The sequence below is a fragment of the Verrucomicrobiia bacterium genome (genome assembly GCA_036405135.1).
GTDB lineage: Bacteria > Verrucomicrobiota > Verrucomicrobiia > Limisphaerales > JAEYXS01 > JAEYXS01.
In genome coordinates, this window is sequence record DASWYF010000002.1 from 100,380 (window position 1) to 116,092 (window position 15,713).

The window sequence follows — 15,713 nt, forward strand, 5'->3', positions numbered from 1 at the left end:
AAAATCAATCCAAGGCCGAGCGCGTGCGTGGAGCCAATTGCGGCTTGTTTAGCGGAGGGGGATTGGTCTGAATGGGGGAAATGCGTCTGCGGGTGGCTCACATAATCGGTATGGCGGATGGCGGCGGGGGAAGAACCGTCGGCCTCAACGCCATCGCTCCGTGTGCCGAGCATTTTGAGACGTATGCGATACTGGGGCGGAAAGGTGACTTGCCCGAATTGCTCAGACAACGGGGAGTGCAGGTATTCACGACGGGGCTCGATCATGCGATGCGCAGCCTGTTTTCGCTTCCTTCCTTAGTCAGCATTTTGCGGCGGATCAAACCGGATGTAGTGGTGAATTACGGTCAACCGGGCGGTATGGTCGGTGCTTTGGCATGTCGCCTTGCGGGTATCAAGAACGTGCTCTACGTGACATGTTTCCCAAGTTTTTACACGGACTGGGATCTCTTCCGTGTCATACGCAATCATATAGTGGAACGAATCAGTTGTCGCTGGGCGACGATGGTGGGTTGCCCGAGTGAAGCGGCGCGTTACCAGTATCTTTTGCGTCAACTGGTCCCGAGCGAACGCGCGGTCTATTTTCCGCTGGGAGTGGATGTTAAGCATATCAATCCCACGGCAGATAAAGCGGCGATACGTCGTGAGCTGGGACTGCCTGAAGGCGTGCCATTGGTGGTCAACGTGGGACGCTTGGTGGATCAGAAGCGGGTGGACTGGCTGGTGCGTGCCTGGGCGCTGGTGGAAGCGCGTGATGAGAAAGCTGTGCTGGTGATCGTGGGTGATGGAGCTGAACGTGCGGCTTTGGAAAAATTGGCTGCCGAGCTGAAATTGAAGCGCTGCCGTTTTCTTGGTGTGCAACCGAATGGTTCTGCATTTTTCTCGGCGGCTGATCTGGCAGTTGTCACGACTTTATATGAGATCCCGGGCCTTACGGTGCTGGAGGCGATGGCGGCTGCGTGTCCTGTGGTAGTCACGGCTGCGGATGGCGTGGCGGAATCTGTACAGGCTTCAAACGGTGGTGGGGTATTGGTGCCGTTGGCCGATCCCGAAGCGCTGGCAAAAGGGATACTGACATTGCTGCAAGATGAGCAGATGAGATCTGTGATGGGCAAACAGGGCAGGGCATATGTCGGGAAATCTTGCGCGCTCACCGATGCACAATTGTGTCAACGGGAACTTATCCAGAAAGTGACGGGGAACTCTGCAGAAGGTCTCGGACGAAACTGACCAGTTTGAATGGAAAATAAAACTGGCATTTTTGGCGTGATGCAGCGGCTGTGGGGTTCGGCTTATGCGATCGCATCGGTGGGGACGGTGATTCGTGTCGGTGCGAATATCATTTTGCTGCCGCTGATGCTGCGCACGCTGGTGCCGGAATTGCAGGCGTTGTGGTGGGTTTTCCTTTCGCTGGGAGCATTGGCCTCGCTGGCTGATTTCGGTTTCGGCCAGGTGATCAGCCGCGTTTACGGTTTTCTCTGGGCTGGTGCGGAGGACATCAAGGAGGAAGGTTTGTTGGCGCCCACGGAATCCAAAGAGCCTAACTTGCCACGATTGCGTGTGCTGAATTGCACGGTGCGTCACCTTTATTTTTGGGTGTCTTTCACCGCCACGGTTTTGCTCGCGCTCGGCGGCACGCTGGTTTTGAGCAAGCCGATCAGTGCATTGGCGGATCCGATGCAAGGCTGGCTGGCGTGGGGCGGGTATCTTGCGGCGGTCGCTTTCAATATTTTCACCGGGCACTGGAATCTGGCTTGCATGGGAGTGAATAGAGTGCGGGATCTGCACTTTTCCTACACAGCCGGAGGAGTGATTTATCTGCTCGTGGCGGCCACGTTTTTGCAAGCGGGCTACGGCCTTCACGCATTGATCGCGGCGACATTTATGCGCGGGGTCGTGTCTCGCTGGATCACCAAACGAAGTTATTACGAGGCTGTGCCGCCTGATCCACAAACACCTGAAAAGATGGACGTGGTCTTGCTGAAGCGTTTGTGGCCGAACGCGAAAAAATTCGGCCTCATGTCGCTCGCCAGTTATCTGGTCAGCCAGGCGAACATGATGGTCGCAAGCCATTATCTGCCGGTGGAGACGGTCGCTTCGTATGGCTTGAGTGTTCAAGTGGTCACATTCATGGCGAATTTTTCCTGCCTGTGGATATCCGTGAAGTGGCCGCAGATCATCATCTTGAGGACACAAGGTGCTCTCGATGCCATGAGCCAGCTCTTTGCGCGAAGACTGGCTTTGGTAGTGCTGACGTTTTTTGCGGGAGCAGTTGCGCTTTTGCTTTTGGGTCAGCCGTTGCTGAAAATGATGGCGGCGAAATCCACTCTGCTGCCGCAGGAACAGTTAATGATCTATCTTGTTTGGGCGGGCATCCAGATATTCCCGGTCCATTTCAGCCACCTGACTTACACTGAAAACGTAGTGCCTTTTTATCGATTGAGTGTTTTCACCGGAGTCCTTTGCGTGTCTCTGGCCTTGTTGCTCACGCCGGTATATGGCATCTACGGCCTGCTCTGGGTGCCGCTGATCGTCGAGACCACCTGCATCTGGTGGTATGTGATCTGGCGCGGTTTTCAGGGGCAATCTTTGAATCTCAAAGAATTTATCAAAGCATTTTTTTGGCAAACCAGGTGACGAACACATGCTGTCCGCAGATATAAAGCCGGGCATCTCCATCCTCATTCCGACTTGGAATGGCGAGGCACTGTTGCGCCAGTATCTGCCGCCGTTGCACGCCGTGATGTCACAATATGCGGGCCCTTGGGAATGCGTGATCGTGGATGACGGCAGCACGGATGAAACGTTATCCATGCTGGCCGCCGATTTTTCCTGGGCGCGCGTTGTCCCTTTGCCGAAAAATGGCGGGGTAAGCCCGGCGTTCAATGCCGGGTTGCGCGAGACAAAATATCCGCTGGTGCTTTCTCTGAACAACGATGTGAGAGTGAAGCCAGGTTTTCTGGAGCCGTTGCTCGAAGCGTTCCGGACGATTCCAGATCTCTTCGGAGCCGGCTCGCTGCAACGCGGTCGTAATCCCAAGGGTGAGCCTATCTCGGAAGGCTACGCCGAACTGGTCTGGCGCAACGGTGTTTTCTTCCTGAAGGATGAGACAGATCAAGTGCTTGCCGGACGCACGCCGAATCCCGGTTATCTTGGTCTGGCATGTGCGTTGTTGGACCGCGAGAAACTCGTCGCGTTGCAAGGCATGAACGAGATATTCACTCCTTTTTATTGGGAGGACGCCGAGCTCTGCATTCGCGCGCGGCTGGCCGGTTGGCAGATATGTTTTTGCCCGGCCAGCCAGGTGGATCATTGCCACAGCACGACGACTCGCAAGAAACCTCTGCTGTTGCGCATCATCCCGGTCCGCAACCTCCACCTGATACACTGGTTGCTCCTCGATGACTCTGCATTTTGGCGCGATTACCGCAGCAAGATGGGCCGTCGCATGTTGCGGGAAACGTTGCAAGGAAAGTTCGGTTTGCTGGGCGGACTGATGCTGGCGTTGTTGAAGCTGCCTGTAGTGATGCGGTCGCGACGTCGTTATGTGGCGTTGCGCAAGCGAAACCTCCGTGACATCGTGCGGATCGAGGAATGAATCGCTGAGATTATGGGGCGAAAAATTCTTGTCATACGTATGGATCATCTCGGGGACGTCATCGTGACGACGCCGTTGATCCGCGCGCTTGCCATGGCGGGAAACACAGTGGAAGTGATCGTTCCGAAAGCATTCGCACCGGTATTCACTCACAGCCCGCGGGTGAAGGCGGCTCACGCCATGGAAGATATCTGTCCGCAGTTTCCAAATGGCTGGCGAGCTTTGTCGGATTGGATTCGCGCGCAGAAGTTCGATGTCATCCTGCTTCCTTATGCCCGCCAGCGTGAATTGCTGTGGGCCTCGTTTTTTTCCGGCACACGTACACGCGTTGCCATGTGGGCGGGCGTTTGGGGGCGTCTGACGTTGCATCAGTGCCTGAGTTCCCGCCTGCTCGATGAGCCTCGATATTTTGGTGATGTCGTTCTGGATTGCGCCCGTGCCTTGGGCATTCCGCCGCAAGGCGCTCAGCCGGAACTTTTCTTGAGCGACGATGAGATCGCCACTGCGGGGAAAAGTTTGCGTCAGCGTTTTGGCACTCGCGCATTGGTCGGCATTCATCCCGGCTGTGCGGGGAATGCGTGCAATCTCCCATCGCAAGTTTACGCGCAGGTCGCCCAATCTTTGTTGGAGCAGGGGGACTGCGCCTTGATCATCACCGGCGGTGCCAAGGAGCGCGAACTGCTGAAAACTTGGCCACAAGAAATTCTCTCCTCTTCGCACGTGTGGAACAGCATGGGCGAAATCTCGCTTCGCCAGTTGGCTGTCACCATCCGACACATGACAGCCTATGTGTGTCCCAGCACCGGGCCATTGCATATCGCCAGTGCGTTGGACATACCCACCGTTTCGCCTTTTTGTTCGATCGATAACTTGTCGCCGAAAGTCTGGGGCAATCAACGTCCCAACGCCACCACTCTCACACCTGGCATCGGATTCTGTCGTGAACAACGAAAGTTTTCTGCCGTGCACTGTGATTTCTGCGGGAAAATCCCTGCCGCCAACATCGTTGAAAAAGTCCTCGGCTGCCTGCCTTAAAGTTTTCCGAGCTGCTGATCGATCTCCCTCGCGATCTTCTCTGCGGTCTTCCGCCATGTGAATACCTCGCTCCTTTTCCGTCCCTCTGCTGCCAGCTTTTCGCGCAACGCCCCGTTCTGCCAAAGTTCCGTCGCCGCTTCACCGATTGATGTCAAATCAAATGGATCGAACAGCCTTGCCGCACCTCCGGCTGTTTCCGGCAAGCTTGTTGTGTTTGAGCAAGCCACTGGGGCACCGAGGCTCATAGCCTCGATCACCGGCAATCCGAACCCCTCCGCGATCGATGGCTGCAACACTCCGATCGCTGTGGAATATCCCCATGCCAGATCCTCATTGCTGATGCGTCCGGGCAGCAAAACCTCGGACGCTCTGGGCAAACGTTTCAATGCCGGTTCGATCACTTCGTGTCGATAGCTCTCGGGACACGGTCCTGCCAGCACCAATGCCGGAAAATCCGGGTGCCTGCTTTGCAACGCCGCCCACGCTTCCAACAACCGCCGTTGATTCTTGTTCTCCGAAAAAGTTCCTACGTAAATGAAGAATGGCTTCATCAACCCTTTTGCCCATGACGGCGTCACTGCACTGGCCGGGGGCAGGGGAGTCAGTCCACAAGGTGCCGTGACAAACTTTTCCTTCGACTGCGGAAAACGACGTTCAAGGTAATTGCGGCAATAATCCGAGAGCACCAAAAGTTTCCTTGCCCGGCGAACGGCGTGATCCGATGCAAACCGGTTGATCCAATACTCCTTTCTACGTCCGCTCTGGATCCACGTGTCTCCGTGTTCGTAGATATTGGAATCGAACAGATTGGCGATGCACGGCGCTCCAGACATCGGCACAAAGCAAGTCGTCGCAAACCCCAGATCACACTGGCTCTGCGCCCAAGTCCGGCCCAGTGACCACCAGGCGCGAAGTGCGAAGCTGCCGCCTGCCACCACCATGGCCGGTTTGCCGAAGCACTCTTTGAGCGGGTTTTCCTGCCCCTCCACCGTGGGCAGCCAGTCCCAAGCCACATCCATGCTGGCCAGCGCCCGTGCCGTCTCCGTCACATGCCGGGCAGTGCCGGGCGCCTGCCCGATGAGGCTGGCGGGCGCGAGATCGATGCCGACGAGCGGACGTTTCATTTCTGTTTCTTGGCTTGCACGGGCATCACATGTTAAAGTGTCCCCGTCGATGCTTTGGAAATCATTCTTGAAAAGAACCGTCCAGTCCAGTTCAGTCGCCAGACCGGTTGCTGACAATTTAACCGGCAAATCGTGATGCAGTCCAATTGGCACAGTAATCCGCGTTTCTGGCTCGGGCTTTTTGCCGTGCTGGGTGGCAGCCTTTTCTTGGGCTACTTCTTGGCCTACTGGAGTTCCTTTGGGGCGATTTTTCTGGCCGTCCTCTTTTTGGGGACCCTCTTTTTCTTTCTCAGTCCCAAGTGGTGGTGGATTCCCGTTCCAGCCTCCTTTGCTGCCGGCGGCGTGCTCTATTTCGGTTTTAAACTCTACGCCCACGAACTCACTCTCTTGCTTTGCTCCCTTCCTCTTTTCTTTGCCGTCGCGCTCCGGTTCAGGTCTTTCTATCAATACCGCAAGATTCTGCCTTGGACCTATTACCTCTTGGGCGCATACCTCTGCGCGCACATGGTCTGGAGCGTCGGTGCTGCCCGTATCTTGGGTGAGGGCGGCACTGGTAACATCGTGCGCCATTACTCGTGGGCTTTGTGGCCCATGATCTTCGGCATGCTCTTCGTCTGGTTCGGCTCCATCAAGTATTTGAAAGCCGCCCTCTACCTTCTCGTCGGTGCCTATCTCCTGCGCGTGGTCGTCACCATTCTGTCGGACTACATCGGCGGCTTCTTTTACATTCCCTATATCAATTACGTTCTTCCCGGCTCCACTCCCGGTGAGACGGATGATCTCCGTACCAGCGGCCTGGGTTTGGTGGCCTTCGCCACTATCTTTGTCTGCATAGCCCGCACCTGGCAGACCCGTACTATCGCCGTCCTTATCGTGGCATTGGGCTTCGTAGGATTGCTGCTGGGTGGCGGTCGCGTAGCCATCGCCATGGGGTTGCTCATACCCGTCGCTGCGGCCGTCGCCGCCAAGCGCTTTGCCTGGGTCATCTCCGCCGGAGCCGCCGGTCTTCTCTTCGTCGCCTCCCTTAATCTCTATCCCGGCCTTTTGGATCGGGCGGATTCCCGCATCCAGCGCACCCTGAGCATTTTGGTTTTGGAAAAAGGCGCCGTGCAGGCTCACGCAGACACCGCCTCCAGCAACTACTGGCACGAACGCCTTCGGGACATCGCCATCGATCGCTGGCTGGCCGATGCCGGCAGCTTCTTCTTTGGCAACCGCGTCAAAAAATTCGATGCCGAACTGCTCTTCGTCCACAGCCAGCAGGAATGGTCCTTTGAACACGCCATCGATCAAGCCTCGGATGTCGGCGCCTATGAGACCGGCTGGTTCTCCGTGCTCGCCAATTCCGGCATGTTCGGCTTCGCCTGTTACATGGCCCTCTTCATGCAATTCATCGGCCGTCCCATTGCCCATCTTTATCGTGATGGTGTCAAGGACGTCACCGGCGGCATCTGCTTCATCAGCGTTTATTTCACCACCATGTGGCTCGTCTTTGGCTGGACCTTTGGTGCCTATCCCAGCTTTGAGATCATGCTCCTCATCATCGCGAACGTCGCCATATACGACGCCGCCCGTGAACGCACCCGTGCTGGTGCGGAAGCTGTGGCTGCTGCCCACGTTGCCCAACCCGAGATCGCCCCACCCGCACTTGCTCCCGCCAGTGTCAATTGATCCGCACGCATCCCATAAAGTTTTCCTATGAGCCTTACTTTGACCCCGCTCGAAATCGCCAAATACATCGACCACACCTTGCTCAAACCCGAGGCCACCTCGAAAGAGATTGAGAAACTCTGCGCCGAAGCACGGGAACACAAATTCCGTTCCGTCTGCGTGAACGGCTCCCGCGTGGAGCTGGCCGCCTCCCTGCTGGAGGACTCCGGCGTGCTCGTCGCCGCTGTCGTCGGTTTTCCCCTTGGTGCAGCCGATGCCGATGTGAAACGCTACGAGACCGAGGTTGCCGTTGATATGGGCGCCCAGGAGATCGATGTCGTCATGAACATTGGCCGCTTCAAAGACGGGTTTCACGGCTACATCGTCCGCGAACTCCGCGACATCGTGGAAGCTGCCGATGACCGCCAGGTAAAAGTCATTCTTGAAACGAGCCTCCTCAGTGATGAAGAGATCGTGCAAGCCTGCAAACTCGCGCTCGAAGCTGAAGTCCACTTCGTCAAAACCTCCACCGGCTTCGGAAAGGGCGGAGCCACGCTTGAGCACGTGAAACTCATGCGCGAAACCGTAGGGCGCAACTGCGGCGTGAAAGCCTCGGGTGGCATCCGGGATGCCAAAACCGCCATGGCCATGATCGGGGCCGGCGCCAGCCGCCTCGGCACCTCTGCCAGCGTAGCCATCATACAGGGCCTTGCTACAGACTTCTCCACCGCTTACTGATCGTGGGATCAGTGCTGCGTTCCGTAAATCTGTGGCTCCTTGGCCCTGATGTGACTTCATCATGGCTTCACTCTAAAAAGGGGGGTAGGACATTGGCTGTCCATGTGGATTTTAATGCCTGTTTTTTAAAAAATACGCAACCTGCTTGCTATCAAAACGTTGCGCTTCCTGCTTGGGTTGATTTGAAAATTTCCTAAAAATATTTTCCACCTTTTCCTCAATTCTGTTGATGCCTCTGTTGCGTCTGTATTCTGGGGCACCTTGTCGGCAGCCTTACCTTCGGCTATCTCGGTAAATCCATGCGCAAATTCTTTCGCCATTTCATTAAAAGCGATTCGCCACAGTATTTCTTGAACCGCTCTAAAACAAAAAAGCCCGGAGAGTTGTCCTCTCCGGGCTTTGAAGATTTTAACTATTTTTAATCCTTGGCCAGGATTGACCACATGCCGCGCTGCACAGTGGCGTTCATCGCGTTCGTCGTTGTTTTTTGCGGCAGCAAAAACTCCGCATGCCCGTCCGCAAACGCGTAGTTGAAACCATCGCTGTGATGAACTGCCAACGTCTGATTATAGTCGGTGATGCCGGTGATGGCGGTCACACCATCAGGCCGATAACCGATGTGCGAGCGCATGCCGCTGCCCACGAATGGCACATCGATCCAGGCGATCCAGTTGCCCACCAGCTGTTCGGTGAGATGGGTTCTTTCTGTCGTCCGGATGGTTTCTGCGGGAGCTTGCAACAAACCGGTGCGCACTGCGGGTAAACGGCTGTATTTGAAGTTGGGCAAGGTCACATTCGCGACGATATCAATACCATTGGGATCTTTGCCGCCGTGTTTGCCCCAAGGCATCGAGCGGCTCGAAGAGAAGGAATACACGATCCCCATGCCGGTTTGAACGCTTGAAGAAACCGTTGTGTTGATGGGGGAGCCGCCGTTGATGGCTGAGGTAGAGGCATCCAAACGATAGCGCGGCATCGCGTAGCTGCGCCGCACTTCACTATTGGCCGGGGCCGGATAGTAACGATCCGAGGGACAGGTGAAAACCCCTCGTGGCGTCATGATTGTGGTCGGCTTTCCGCCAATGATCGTGGCCGAAGCGGATGAGAGATCGCCACCGAGGTATTTGAACAGCAGTTTATCCCACGAGTTGTAAGGCGAGTCGCCTTCCAATGCCATCGAGGCATACTCCACTTTTTCGGAGTTGTCGGCGGTGTACATGCCCCCCGCCAGACCGATCTGTTTCAGGCTGGATAGGCATTTGGTGGATTGCGCCTTGGCTTTGGCGTTTGCCAGTGCTGGCAATAACATACCGGCGAGGATTGCGATGATCGCGATCACGACCAGCAGTTCAATGAGCGTGAAGGCCAAACTTTCCGGGTGTCTGGTTCCCTGATGCTGATGGGTTGTTTTCATGGTTTGGGCGGTTGGACATTAGTTTCGCGAAATTCAAGGAGTTGCCGTGGCATCGGCCAGTTCCACTTTCAAGGTTTGGGCGTTGACCACATACTTTTTGCCAGCAGGTGGAGCCGGAAGAGCTTTGACCACTTTATACCTTACCAGTTCGTTCAGGTCGGTCACAGGGTCACGGAATTTAATCAGCCATTGATCATAAGCCTTTTGCTCATCGGGCGTTTTAAATTGGGGGTAGGGCTCCGGAGAAAAGTTGCTGCGTCGCATGTTGAACTGGGCAAGCAGTTCGTTCAAATATTGGATGTCATTCATCGTTTGGCCATCATCTCCTTTAGGACGATTGGCATCTGAGAATTCGGGGGCTGCTGGAAACATCGGAGCACTTGTATCCACCGGCGGAGGTGCGGCTTCTGTTCCGCTGCTGGCACTGGTGCCTCCAGGCGGAGGGGGCGCCATCATATCTACACCAGTTGCAACAGATGTGGATGCCGCAGGACTTGGGCCGGGTAATTCCTCATCCTCTTTCCCGCAACCCGCTGCTATGACTGCCGTCAACGCTCCTATTAATAAGATTCGCTTCATGTGAATGTGTTAACACTATAAATCTGCTAAAGATGCGGCACATTCAAGTGACCTTCGGTACGCATTTTGGGTGGTTTTGCAACTACTTGATTTTCAATGTGTTGCAGGTGGGGGTTGAGGGGGTGGAAGCGGGTTTTTAAGGGACGCAAGGTCACACATATAGTCTTAACGATTTCATTTTTGGACACTATTTCTGATAATGCCGCAGAAATTTCATACCTTTGCTTAAACACCCATCCCTATTATATCAAAGCTGCGCCACTCCCCATATGAACTAGAAAACCCCAAAATCACGTCCTAACTAATTCTAGGCCCGTTGCATTCAACCACCTGATGGTCAAGAATTATCATCGTCTCTTTCTTGAACCACTTGCGTTACCTATGTCCTGACTGCGCCCTCCGGTGCAACCGGCTGAATACAGAAAACTTGAAACTCTTCTTCAACGACCTCAAACCTATTCAGACGCTCAATAATCATGCTCCTCGTCAAAACCCGCATCGCCACCAGTTCCATCCACGGCATGGGCCTCTTCGCCTCGGAACCTATACCACGCGGCACACCCTTTTGGCGCTTTGAGCCTGGCTTTGACCAGATCATCTCACCGGAACGTCTGCTCAAACTCCCGCTCTTGGCCCAGCAACACATCCGCTGGTTCGCTTACGTGAGCCAGACGGATGCTCACTACATCCTCAGTGGTGATTTCTGCTGCTTCATGAATCATTCCGTGAACCCGAACACCGGCGCTCCTTCAAGCGGACAGCTTCCCGTGACGACCATCGCCCTTCGTGACATCGTCCTAGGCGAAGAACTGACCTGCGACTACTACGCTTTCGATGCCGAAGCCCGCCAGAAATTAATTTTGAAATGACCGGGATGGACACTTGGATAGGGGTGTCTTCATCGGGTGTTGCCATGTCCTGAACCGCCGTCTTTCTGTCCCCTGAAAGCGTGGGCACTAAGTCATCCTGTTGCTGCATTTTCAAGCCGCTCCAGCCTCACTTCGGAAGTAACCGTCTTGTATTTTCAGGCAGGGAAGCAATGACCCATTCTCATTGCTAACATCTGCGTAGTCCGTTTATGTAAAGCCCCTTATGGATAGTGCGAACAATCGCCCGTCAGGTGTTTTGGACCGGTGGTTTGGTATCACTGAGCGCGGCAGCACCGTGCGGCAGGAAGTCTTGAGCGGTCTGGCCACGTTCATGACCATGGCCTACATCATTTTCGTGAACCCGCTCATCCTCTCGAACGCGGGCATGCCCATGGCCGCTGTCATCGCCGCCACTTGCCTCGGCGCGGCTGTGCCATCGCTACTGATGGGATTGTGGGCGAATTACCCGCTCGCCCTCGCCAGCGGCATGGGCCTGAACGCCGCGCTCGTGGCCTATGCGAACCAGCCCGGCATGAACTGGCAGACCATGATGGGCGTGGTGATCTTGGAGGGCATCATCATCCTGCTCCTCGTCCTCACCAAAGTGCGCGAGCAAGTGATGAACTCCATCCCCATCAACCTGAAACGCTCCATCGGCGTGGGCATCGGCCTCTTCATCGCCTTCCTCGGTCTGCAACAGATGGGCTGGGTGGCGAAAGGCGATGGCCCCGTTTTTCTCAAGCACGGTTCCTTCGCCATAAAGACCACATTGCTCGCCACCGCTGGTGTCGCCCTCATGGCCATGATGCTTGCGTGGCGTGTCCGTGGCGCGATCCTCTTTGGCATCCTCGGCACCGTTATCCTGAGCGTTGCTGTCGATTCCATTTCCGGCACTGCACAACCCTTGGTGCGCATGCCGGATAAGCTCGTCGCCATGCCGGATTTCTCCACGTTCGCCCAAGCCGACTTCATGGCCGCTCTTAAGCCCAGCTTGCTTGCTGTGGTGTTCGCCTTTCTCATCACCGATTTCTTCGACACTATGGGCACCGTCATCGGCATCGGCGGGCAGGGCGGCTTCCTCGATAAGAACGGTCATCTGCCACGCTTGAATCGCGTCCTCGCTGTCGATTCCTTCGCCGCCATCTGGGGCGGCTTGTGTGGGGCCAGTTCCGCCACGACCTATATCGAAAGCGCCGCCGGTGTGAGCCAGGGCGGACGCACCGGCCTCGTTTCTGTGGTGGTCGCCGCCTTATTTTCCCTCGCGCTATTTTTCTCACCCATCATCGGTATGGTTCCCGCCGTGGCGACGGCTCCGGCTCTGCTGATCGTCGGCTTCCTCATGGCCTCCGCTTTGAAAGAAATGGACTTTGCGAATCCCGAGGAAGGCTTGCCCGCCTTCTTCACCATGCTTTTGATCCCGTTGGGTCAGAGCATCTCGTTCGGCATCGGCATGGGCATCATCAGCTATGTGATCGTACGCGTGTTGCGAGGAAAAGGCCGTGAAGTCTCGCTCTGGCTTTACGCCATCGCGGCATTGTTTCTGGCGAGTTTCATTTGGGGCCTGTAAAACCAAGCCATGCACATCCTCGGCCTCATGTCCGGCACCAGCATAGACGCGGCGGACTGCGCGCTCTGCACCATCACATGGTCCACCATGAAGCTAGAGGAACTCTGGTCCGTCCCATTTCCAAAGGTCCTGCAAAAACGCCTCCACACCGCCGCCTCGAATCAAGCGACCACCTACGAACTCGGCCAGCTCCATCACGACCTCGGCCGCTTCTACGCCAAAGCTGCCACTAGCCATCCTGCAGTGAAGCGCGCCAAAGCCATCGGTCTCCACGGTCAAACCATTTTCCACAACGCCGATGCCAACGCCCCCGCCACCTGGCAGATCGGCGAACCCGCCTATCTCGCCCGCGCCCTCCGCGTGCCTATCGTCTACAACTTCCGCGCGAATGACCTCGCTGCCGGTGGACAGGGCGCACCCCTTGCCACCATGTTCCACGTCCGCGCCTTCGCGGAGCAGGGGAAGCATATCTGCGTGAATAATCTCGGCGGCATCAGCAACGTCACCTCCATCGACTGGCGCACCGCGAAAGCGAAATCCCCCAAACTCCAAGCCTTCGACACCGGCCCGGCCAACGTCCTCCTCGATCTCGCCCTACGCGAACACACCGGCGGCAAAAAGACCTTCGACAAAAACGGCCAACTCGCCCGCAAAGGAGTAGTGAACGCCAAGCTCCTGACCGACTGGCTAAAAAACCCTTACTTCCGCAAGGCTCCGCCTAAAAGCACTGGACGCGAACTCTTCGGCGAGCCCTTCTGGCACAAGCATTCCAAAGCTCTCCACGCGCTTATTCTCGAAGATCGCCTCGCCACTCTCACCGAATTCACCGCCTCTTCTCTCGCGTTGAACTACACCCAGCATCTCCCGCAACCCATCGATAAGATCATCCTCTGCGGCGGTGGCGCGATGAACGGCTTTCTGCGCGAACGCATCGCCGCCAATGTAAAAGCCGAAGTCAGCACCACCGATTCCCTCGGCTGGCCCACCCAAAGCATCGAAGCCGCCGCCTTCGCGTTACTCGCCTGGCAACGCCTCCACGGCCTCCCCGGAAATCTCCCCAGCACCACCGGCGCAAAAGAAGCGAGCTTGCTTGGTTGCATCTGCGAGGTCTAAAGCGGGCGCTGCCTCAGTTCCTTTTATTGAGCCGTCTTCCAGCTTTCCGTCAGGTAATCTGTTTTCTGATGCCGTGAATGGCAGTCCAGGCAGGACGCGATCTTGCCACGGGCAGTAATGGTTGTCGCATCCCCACTGAGGACGAGAAATTCCCAATCACCACCTTCTGGATTGTAACCAGTGCCGCGTTTCAGCATGCCCGTGAAAAGCACTGTGCCTGTGCCATCCGCATGCGTGGTTTTTTCTTTAATCACCAGCGTTCCCACCGGGTACACCCGATTTTTTTTCCTTAGATTGAGCCAGATCTGCCGCATCTTGGGAGATATATACCTGTGCATAGCGAATCCTGCTTGCGAGAAGGTGCCCGGAATCTCCGATATATGTTTTCGGCTGTAAATACGTTTGCGGATCACTCAATGCTCGCAGCTTTGAATCAAGTGTCTCCTTCCTATAAAACGGCATATGGTTGTATATCTGCTCCGGTAGGGTGCACAAGTCGGTGGCTGTGATTGCGGCCAGCATCTGTATTGGTTGTTTGTTGAGTTTGCTCAAACGAGTGCTTCTTTTGCTCGTCAATTCGGTCAAGTGTAACTCAGAAGTATCCTGTTCAACTGGCGGATTGTGCGAGGCGCAACTGCTTGTGATAAAAGCCAGCAAGAGCACTAAGTAGGGGAGTTTGGCTTTCATAGTTGATGAACTTTTCTTCCACTTTTCCGTCAGACTACCGCTTCTGATGTCACTCATTTATATCTTCAAAAATAACTTCCGCCGATACATCCACCACAACATCAACCAAAGCACCAGCAACGTCACCGCTCCCAGAAACATCGGCTCATACGGCGCCCCAAACACCTTGAACGCCTCCTGTCCAAAGACCGTTTTCAACATCTTCATGATGAAGCCCTCGAACAGATGCGCCATCACATACGCCGCGATGGAATTCGCACCGATGACAAGCAGCGGATACGCCCAGCCGCGCCGTTGCCGTATATCCACCAGCGCATAAAATCCCGCGAGGAAAAGAAAACACCACCCGCCACTAAACAGCACCCAGCTCGGCGTCCAGATGCGCTTCACCACTGGACAAATCCCCATCACCCCGAGCAACCACCCGCTCGCCAACCCGATGACACCCGCCATTGCAAACCACTTCACCTTGTCCCAAGCCGTGTGCTCACTTCGCAAGACACCACCAGCGATCAGTCCAAGAATCATCGTGCCCAATGTCGGAATGAAACTCAGCGTCGCGTAACCACCGCCATTGAACTCAAACGCTTTCTCGCGCGGAAAAAGATTCATCCACCATGTATCGAATGCCCACGCCAGATTGCTGTTCTTCTGCCAATGCGCCGCAAAACCATCGAGCCCGTACGTGTTCATCCACTCCCTCGACACATTCACCGTGCCATAAGCGAAATCCGCCGGTGGCAACGGATACCACACAAACGCCGCCCAATACCCAACCAGTATAATTGCCAAAGCCGCCCACTGAATTTTTACCGACCGTTGCCCAAGGATAAACAGAAACCCATAACCCAAACCGATCTGCGAAAGCGTATCCTCAAACGTCCAGTTCAACATCGGCCTTCCTACTGAACGTAGCAACACCCCGAGCATGATGAGCACAAACGCCCGCCAAAACGCATGCAGCGTGAGTTGCGTGGCGGATTGCCCCTTCGCCGTGCGACTCGCCAGCGAGAAGGGCAGGGCGACACCCACGAGGAACGAGAAGGACGGTTGTATCAGGTCATGCAGCGTGCATCCGACCCAATCCACGTGATACTGCAGATACGCCAGAAAGCCCCACACCTCACTGTCTGGTAGCGCTCGCGATACCGAGCGGAAGTTCAACACCTCCGCCATCATCAGAAACATCACCAGCCCGCGATACGCATCCACAGAAGCCAGCCGTTCCGTGGGCGAGGTCTGGGGTGTGGGGTTCATGTTTCGTGCTGGTTAGTCGGCTTATTTTTTGTGCACCCGTTTGAGTGCGTGAGCGCTCGGACTGCTGGCAAGATGCCAGCAGC

At 55.7% G+C, this 15,713-nt stretch carries 16 protein-coding genes; 9 read left to right on the forward strand and 7 right to left on the reverse strand.

Annotated elements, in window-relative coordinates; genetic code table 11:
* Positions 1–92 precede the first annotated feature (92 nt).
* The 4 genes from VGH19_00510 to VGH19_00525 are packed head-to-tail and all read left to right on the forward strand — an operon-like array spanning position 93 to position 4,632.
* Positions 93–1,229, forward strand: coding sequence for a glycosyltransferase family 4 protein (locus VGH19_00510; GenBank protein ID HEY1169822.1), 1,137 nt, complete (start codon positions 93–95; stop codon positions 1,227–1,229).
* 9 nt (positions 1,230–1,238) lie between these two features.
* Positions 1,239–2,636 (forward strand): hypothetical protein, encoded by a 1,398-nt coding sequence (locus VGH19_00515; GenBank protein ID HEY1169823.1) that lies wholly within the window; start codon positions 1,239–1,241, stop codon positions 2,634–2,636.
* A 7-nt stretch (positions 2,637–2,643) separates the two neighbouring features.
* Complete coding sequence (locus VGH19_00520; protein ID HEY1169824.1) at positions 2,644–3,597, forward strand: glycosyltransferase family 2 protein; 954 nt, start codon at positions 2,644–2,646, stop codon at positions 3,595–3,597.
* Positions 3,598–3,636: 39 nt separating this feature from the next.
* Positions 3,637–4,632, forward strand: coding sequence for a glycosyltransferase family 9 protein (locus tag VGH19_00525; protein ID HEY1169825.1), 996 nt, complete (start codon positions 3,637–3,639; stop codon positions 4,630–4,632).
* Here the strand turns inward: VGH19_00525 and VGH19_00530 are convergent.
* Positions 4,629–5,756 (reverse strand): glycosyltransferase, encoded by a 1,128-nt coding sequence (locus tag VGH19_00530; GenBank protein HEY1169826.1) that lies wholly within the window; start codon positions 5,754–5,756, stop codon positions 4,629–4,631. The genes VGH19_00525 and VGH19_00530 overlap by 4 nt on opposite strands.
* A 135-nt stretch (positions 5,757–5,891) precedes the next feature.
* On the opposite strand from VGH19_00530, the gene VGH19_00535 reads away from it, so the two are divergent.
* Complete coding sequence (locus tag VGH19_00535) at positions 5,892–7,427, forward strand: hypothetical protein (protein ID HEY1169827.1); 1,536 nt, start codon at positions 5,892–5,894, stop codon at positions 7,425–7,427.
* A gap of 27 nt (positions 7,428–7,454) precedes the next feature.
* The gene (deoC, locus tag VGH19_00540) at positions 7,455–8,144 is read left to right on the forward strand and encodes a deoxyribose-phosphate aldolase (protein ID HEY1169828.1); all 690 of its coding nucleotides are present in this window, start codon (positions 7,455–7,457) and stop codon (positions 8,142–8,144) included.
* A 125-nt stretch (positions 8,145–8,269) separates the two neighbouring features.
* Here the strand turns inward: deoC and VGH19_00545 are convergent, their stop codons facing one another.
* The 3 genes from VGH19_00545 to VGH19_00555 are packed head-to-tail and all read right to left on the reverse strand — an operon-like array spanning position 8,270 to position 10,137.
* Positions 8,270–8,587, reverse strand: a complete 318-nt coding sequence (locus tag VGH19_00545; GenBank protein HEY1169829.1) for a hypothetical protein — start codon at positions 8,585–8,587, stop codon at positions 8,270–8,272.
* Positions 8,563–9,558, reverse strand: a complete 996-nt coding sequence (locus VGH19_00550) for an H-X9-DG-CTERM domain-containing protein (protein HEY1169830.1) — start codon at positions 9,556–9,558, stop codon at positions 8,563–8,565. The genes VGH19_00545 and VGH19_00550 overlap by 25 nt, the downstream gene beginning before the upstream one ends.
* Before the next feature lie 33 nt (positions 9,559–9,591).
* Positions 9,592–10,137: a hypothetical protein gene (locus tag VGH19_00555; GenBank protein HEY1169831.1), complete on the reverse strand. Its 546-nt coding sequence runs from the start codon at positions 10,135–10,137 to the stop codon at positions 9,592–9,594.
* A gap of 476 nt (positions 10,138–10,613) precedes the next feature.
* Between VGH19_00555 and VGH19_00560 the strand changes: the two genes are divergently transcribed.
* The 3 genes from VGH19_00560 to VGH19_00570 all read left to right on the forward strand — a co-directional run bounded on the left by VGH19_00560 (position 10,614) and on the right by VGH19_00570 (position 13,686).
* On the forward strand, positions 10,614–11,006 hold the full coding sequence (locus VGH19_00560) for an SET domain-containing protein (GenBank protein HEY1169832.1): 393 nt from the start codon (positions 10,614–10,616) through the stop codon (positions 11,004–11,006).
* Positions 11,007–11,229: 223 nt separating this feature from the next.
* Positions 11,230–12,573, forward strand: a complete 1,344-nt coding sequence (locus VGH19_00565) for an NCS2 family permease (GenBank protein HEY1169833.1) — start codon at positions 11,230–11,232, stop codon at positions 12,571–12,573.
* 9 nt (positions 12,574–12,582) lie between these two features.
* The gene (locus tag VGH19_00570; GenBank protein ID HEY1169834.1) at positions 12,583–13,686 is read left to right on the forward strand and encodes an anhydro-N-acetylmuramic acid kinase; all 1,104 of its coding nucleotides are present in this window, start codon (positions 12,583–12,585) and stop codon (positions 13,684–13,686) included.
* A gap of 23 nt (positions 13,687–13,709) precedes the next feature.
* Here VGH19_00570 and VGH19_00575 read toward each other — a convergent pair whose 3' ends face one another.
* The 3 genes from VGH19_00575 to VGH19_00585 are packed head-to-tail and all read right to left on the reverse strand — an operon-like array spanning position 13,710 to position 15,630.
* Complete coding sequence (locus VGH19_00575) at positions 13,710–13,940, reverse strand: hypothetical protein (protein ID HEY1169835.1); 231 nt, start codon at positions 13,938–13,940, stop codon at positions 13,710–13,712.
* Positions 13,933–14,373, reverse strand: a complete 441-nt coding sequence (locus VGH19_00580) for a hypothetical protein (protein ID HEY1169836.1) — start codon at positions 14,371–14,373, stop codon at positions 13,933–13,935. Before VGH19_00580 ends, VGH19_00575 begins: the two co-directional genes overlap by 8 nt.
* A gap of 57 nt (positions 14,374–14,430) precedes the next feature.
* Positions 14,431–15,630: a DUF5009 domain-containing protein gene (locus VGH19_00585; GenBank protein ID HEY1169837.1), complete on the reverse strand. Its 1,200-nt coding sequence runs from the start codon at positions 15,628–15,630 to the stop codon at positions 14,431–14,433.
* Between the last annotated feature and the right edge of the window lie 83 nt (positions 15,631–15,713).

What these genes read in the sequence shown, in the direction of transcription:
- VGH19_00530 (HEY1169826.1), bottom strand. Translation starts at nt 5,756, where the DNA reads ATGAAACGTCCGCTCGTCGGCATCGATCTCGCGCCCGCCAGCCTCATC.
- VGH19_00565 (HEY1169833.1), top strand. Translation starts at nt 11,230, where the DNA reads ATGGATAGTGCGAACAATCGCCCGTCAGGTGTTTTGGACCGGTGGTTT.
- VGH19_00550 (HEY1169830.1), bottom strand. Translation starts at nt 9,558, where the DNA reads ATGAAAACAACCCATCAGCATCAGGGAACCAGACACCCGGAAAGTTTG.
- VGH19_00585 (HEY1169837.1), bottom strand. Translation starts at nt 15,630, where the DNA reads ATGAACCCCACACCCCAGACCTCGCCCACGGAACGGCTGGCTTCTGTG.
- deoC (HEY1169828.1), top strand. Translation starts at nt 7,455, where the DNA reads ATGAGCCTTACTTTGACCCCGCTCGAAATCGCCAAATACATCGACCAC.
- VGH19_00520 (HEY1169824.1), top strand. Translation starts at nt 2,644, where the DNA reads ATGCTGTCCGCAGATATAAAGCCGGGCATCTCCATCCTCATTCCGACT.
- VGH19_00560 (HEY1169832.1), top strand. Translation starts at nt 10,614, where the DNA reads ATGCTCCTCGTCAAAACCCGCATCGCCACCAGTTCCATCCACGGCATG.
- VGH19_00580 (HEY1169836.1), bottom strand. Translation starts at nt 14,373, where the DNA reads ATGAAAGCCAAACTCCCCTACTTAGTGCTCTTGCTGGCTTTTATCACA.
- VGH19_00525 (HEY1169825.1), top strand. Translation starts at nt 3,637, where the DNA reads ATGGATCATCTCGGGGACGTCATCGTGACGACGCCGTTGATCCGCGCG.
- VGH19_00555 (HEY1169831.1), bottom strand. Translation starts at nt 10,137, where the DNA reads ATGAAGCGAATCTTATTAATAGGAGCGTTGACGGCAGTCATAGCAGCG.
- VGH19_00535 (HEY1169827.1), top strand. Translation starts at nt 5,892, where the DNA reads ATGCAGTCCAATTGGCACAGTAATCCGCGTTTCTGGCTCGGGCTTTTT.
- VGH19_00515 (HEY1169823.1), top strand. Translation starts at nt 1,239, where the DNA reads ATGGAAAATAAAACTGGCATTTTTGGCGTGATGCAGCGGCTGTGGGGT.
- VGH19_00570 (HEY1169834.1), top strand. Translation starts at nt 12,583, where the DNA reads ATGCACATCCTCGGCCTCATGTCCGGCACCAGCATAGACGCGGCGGAC.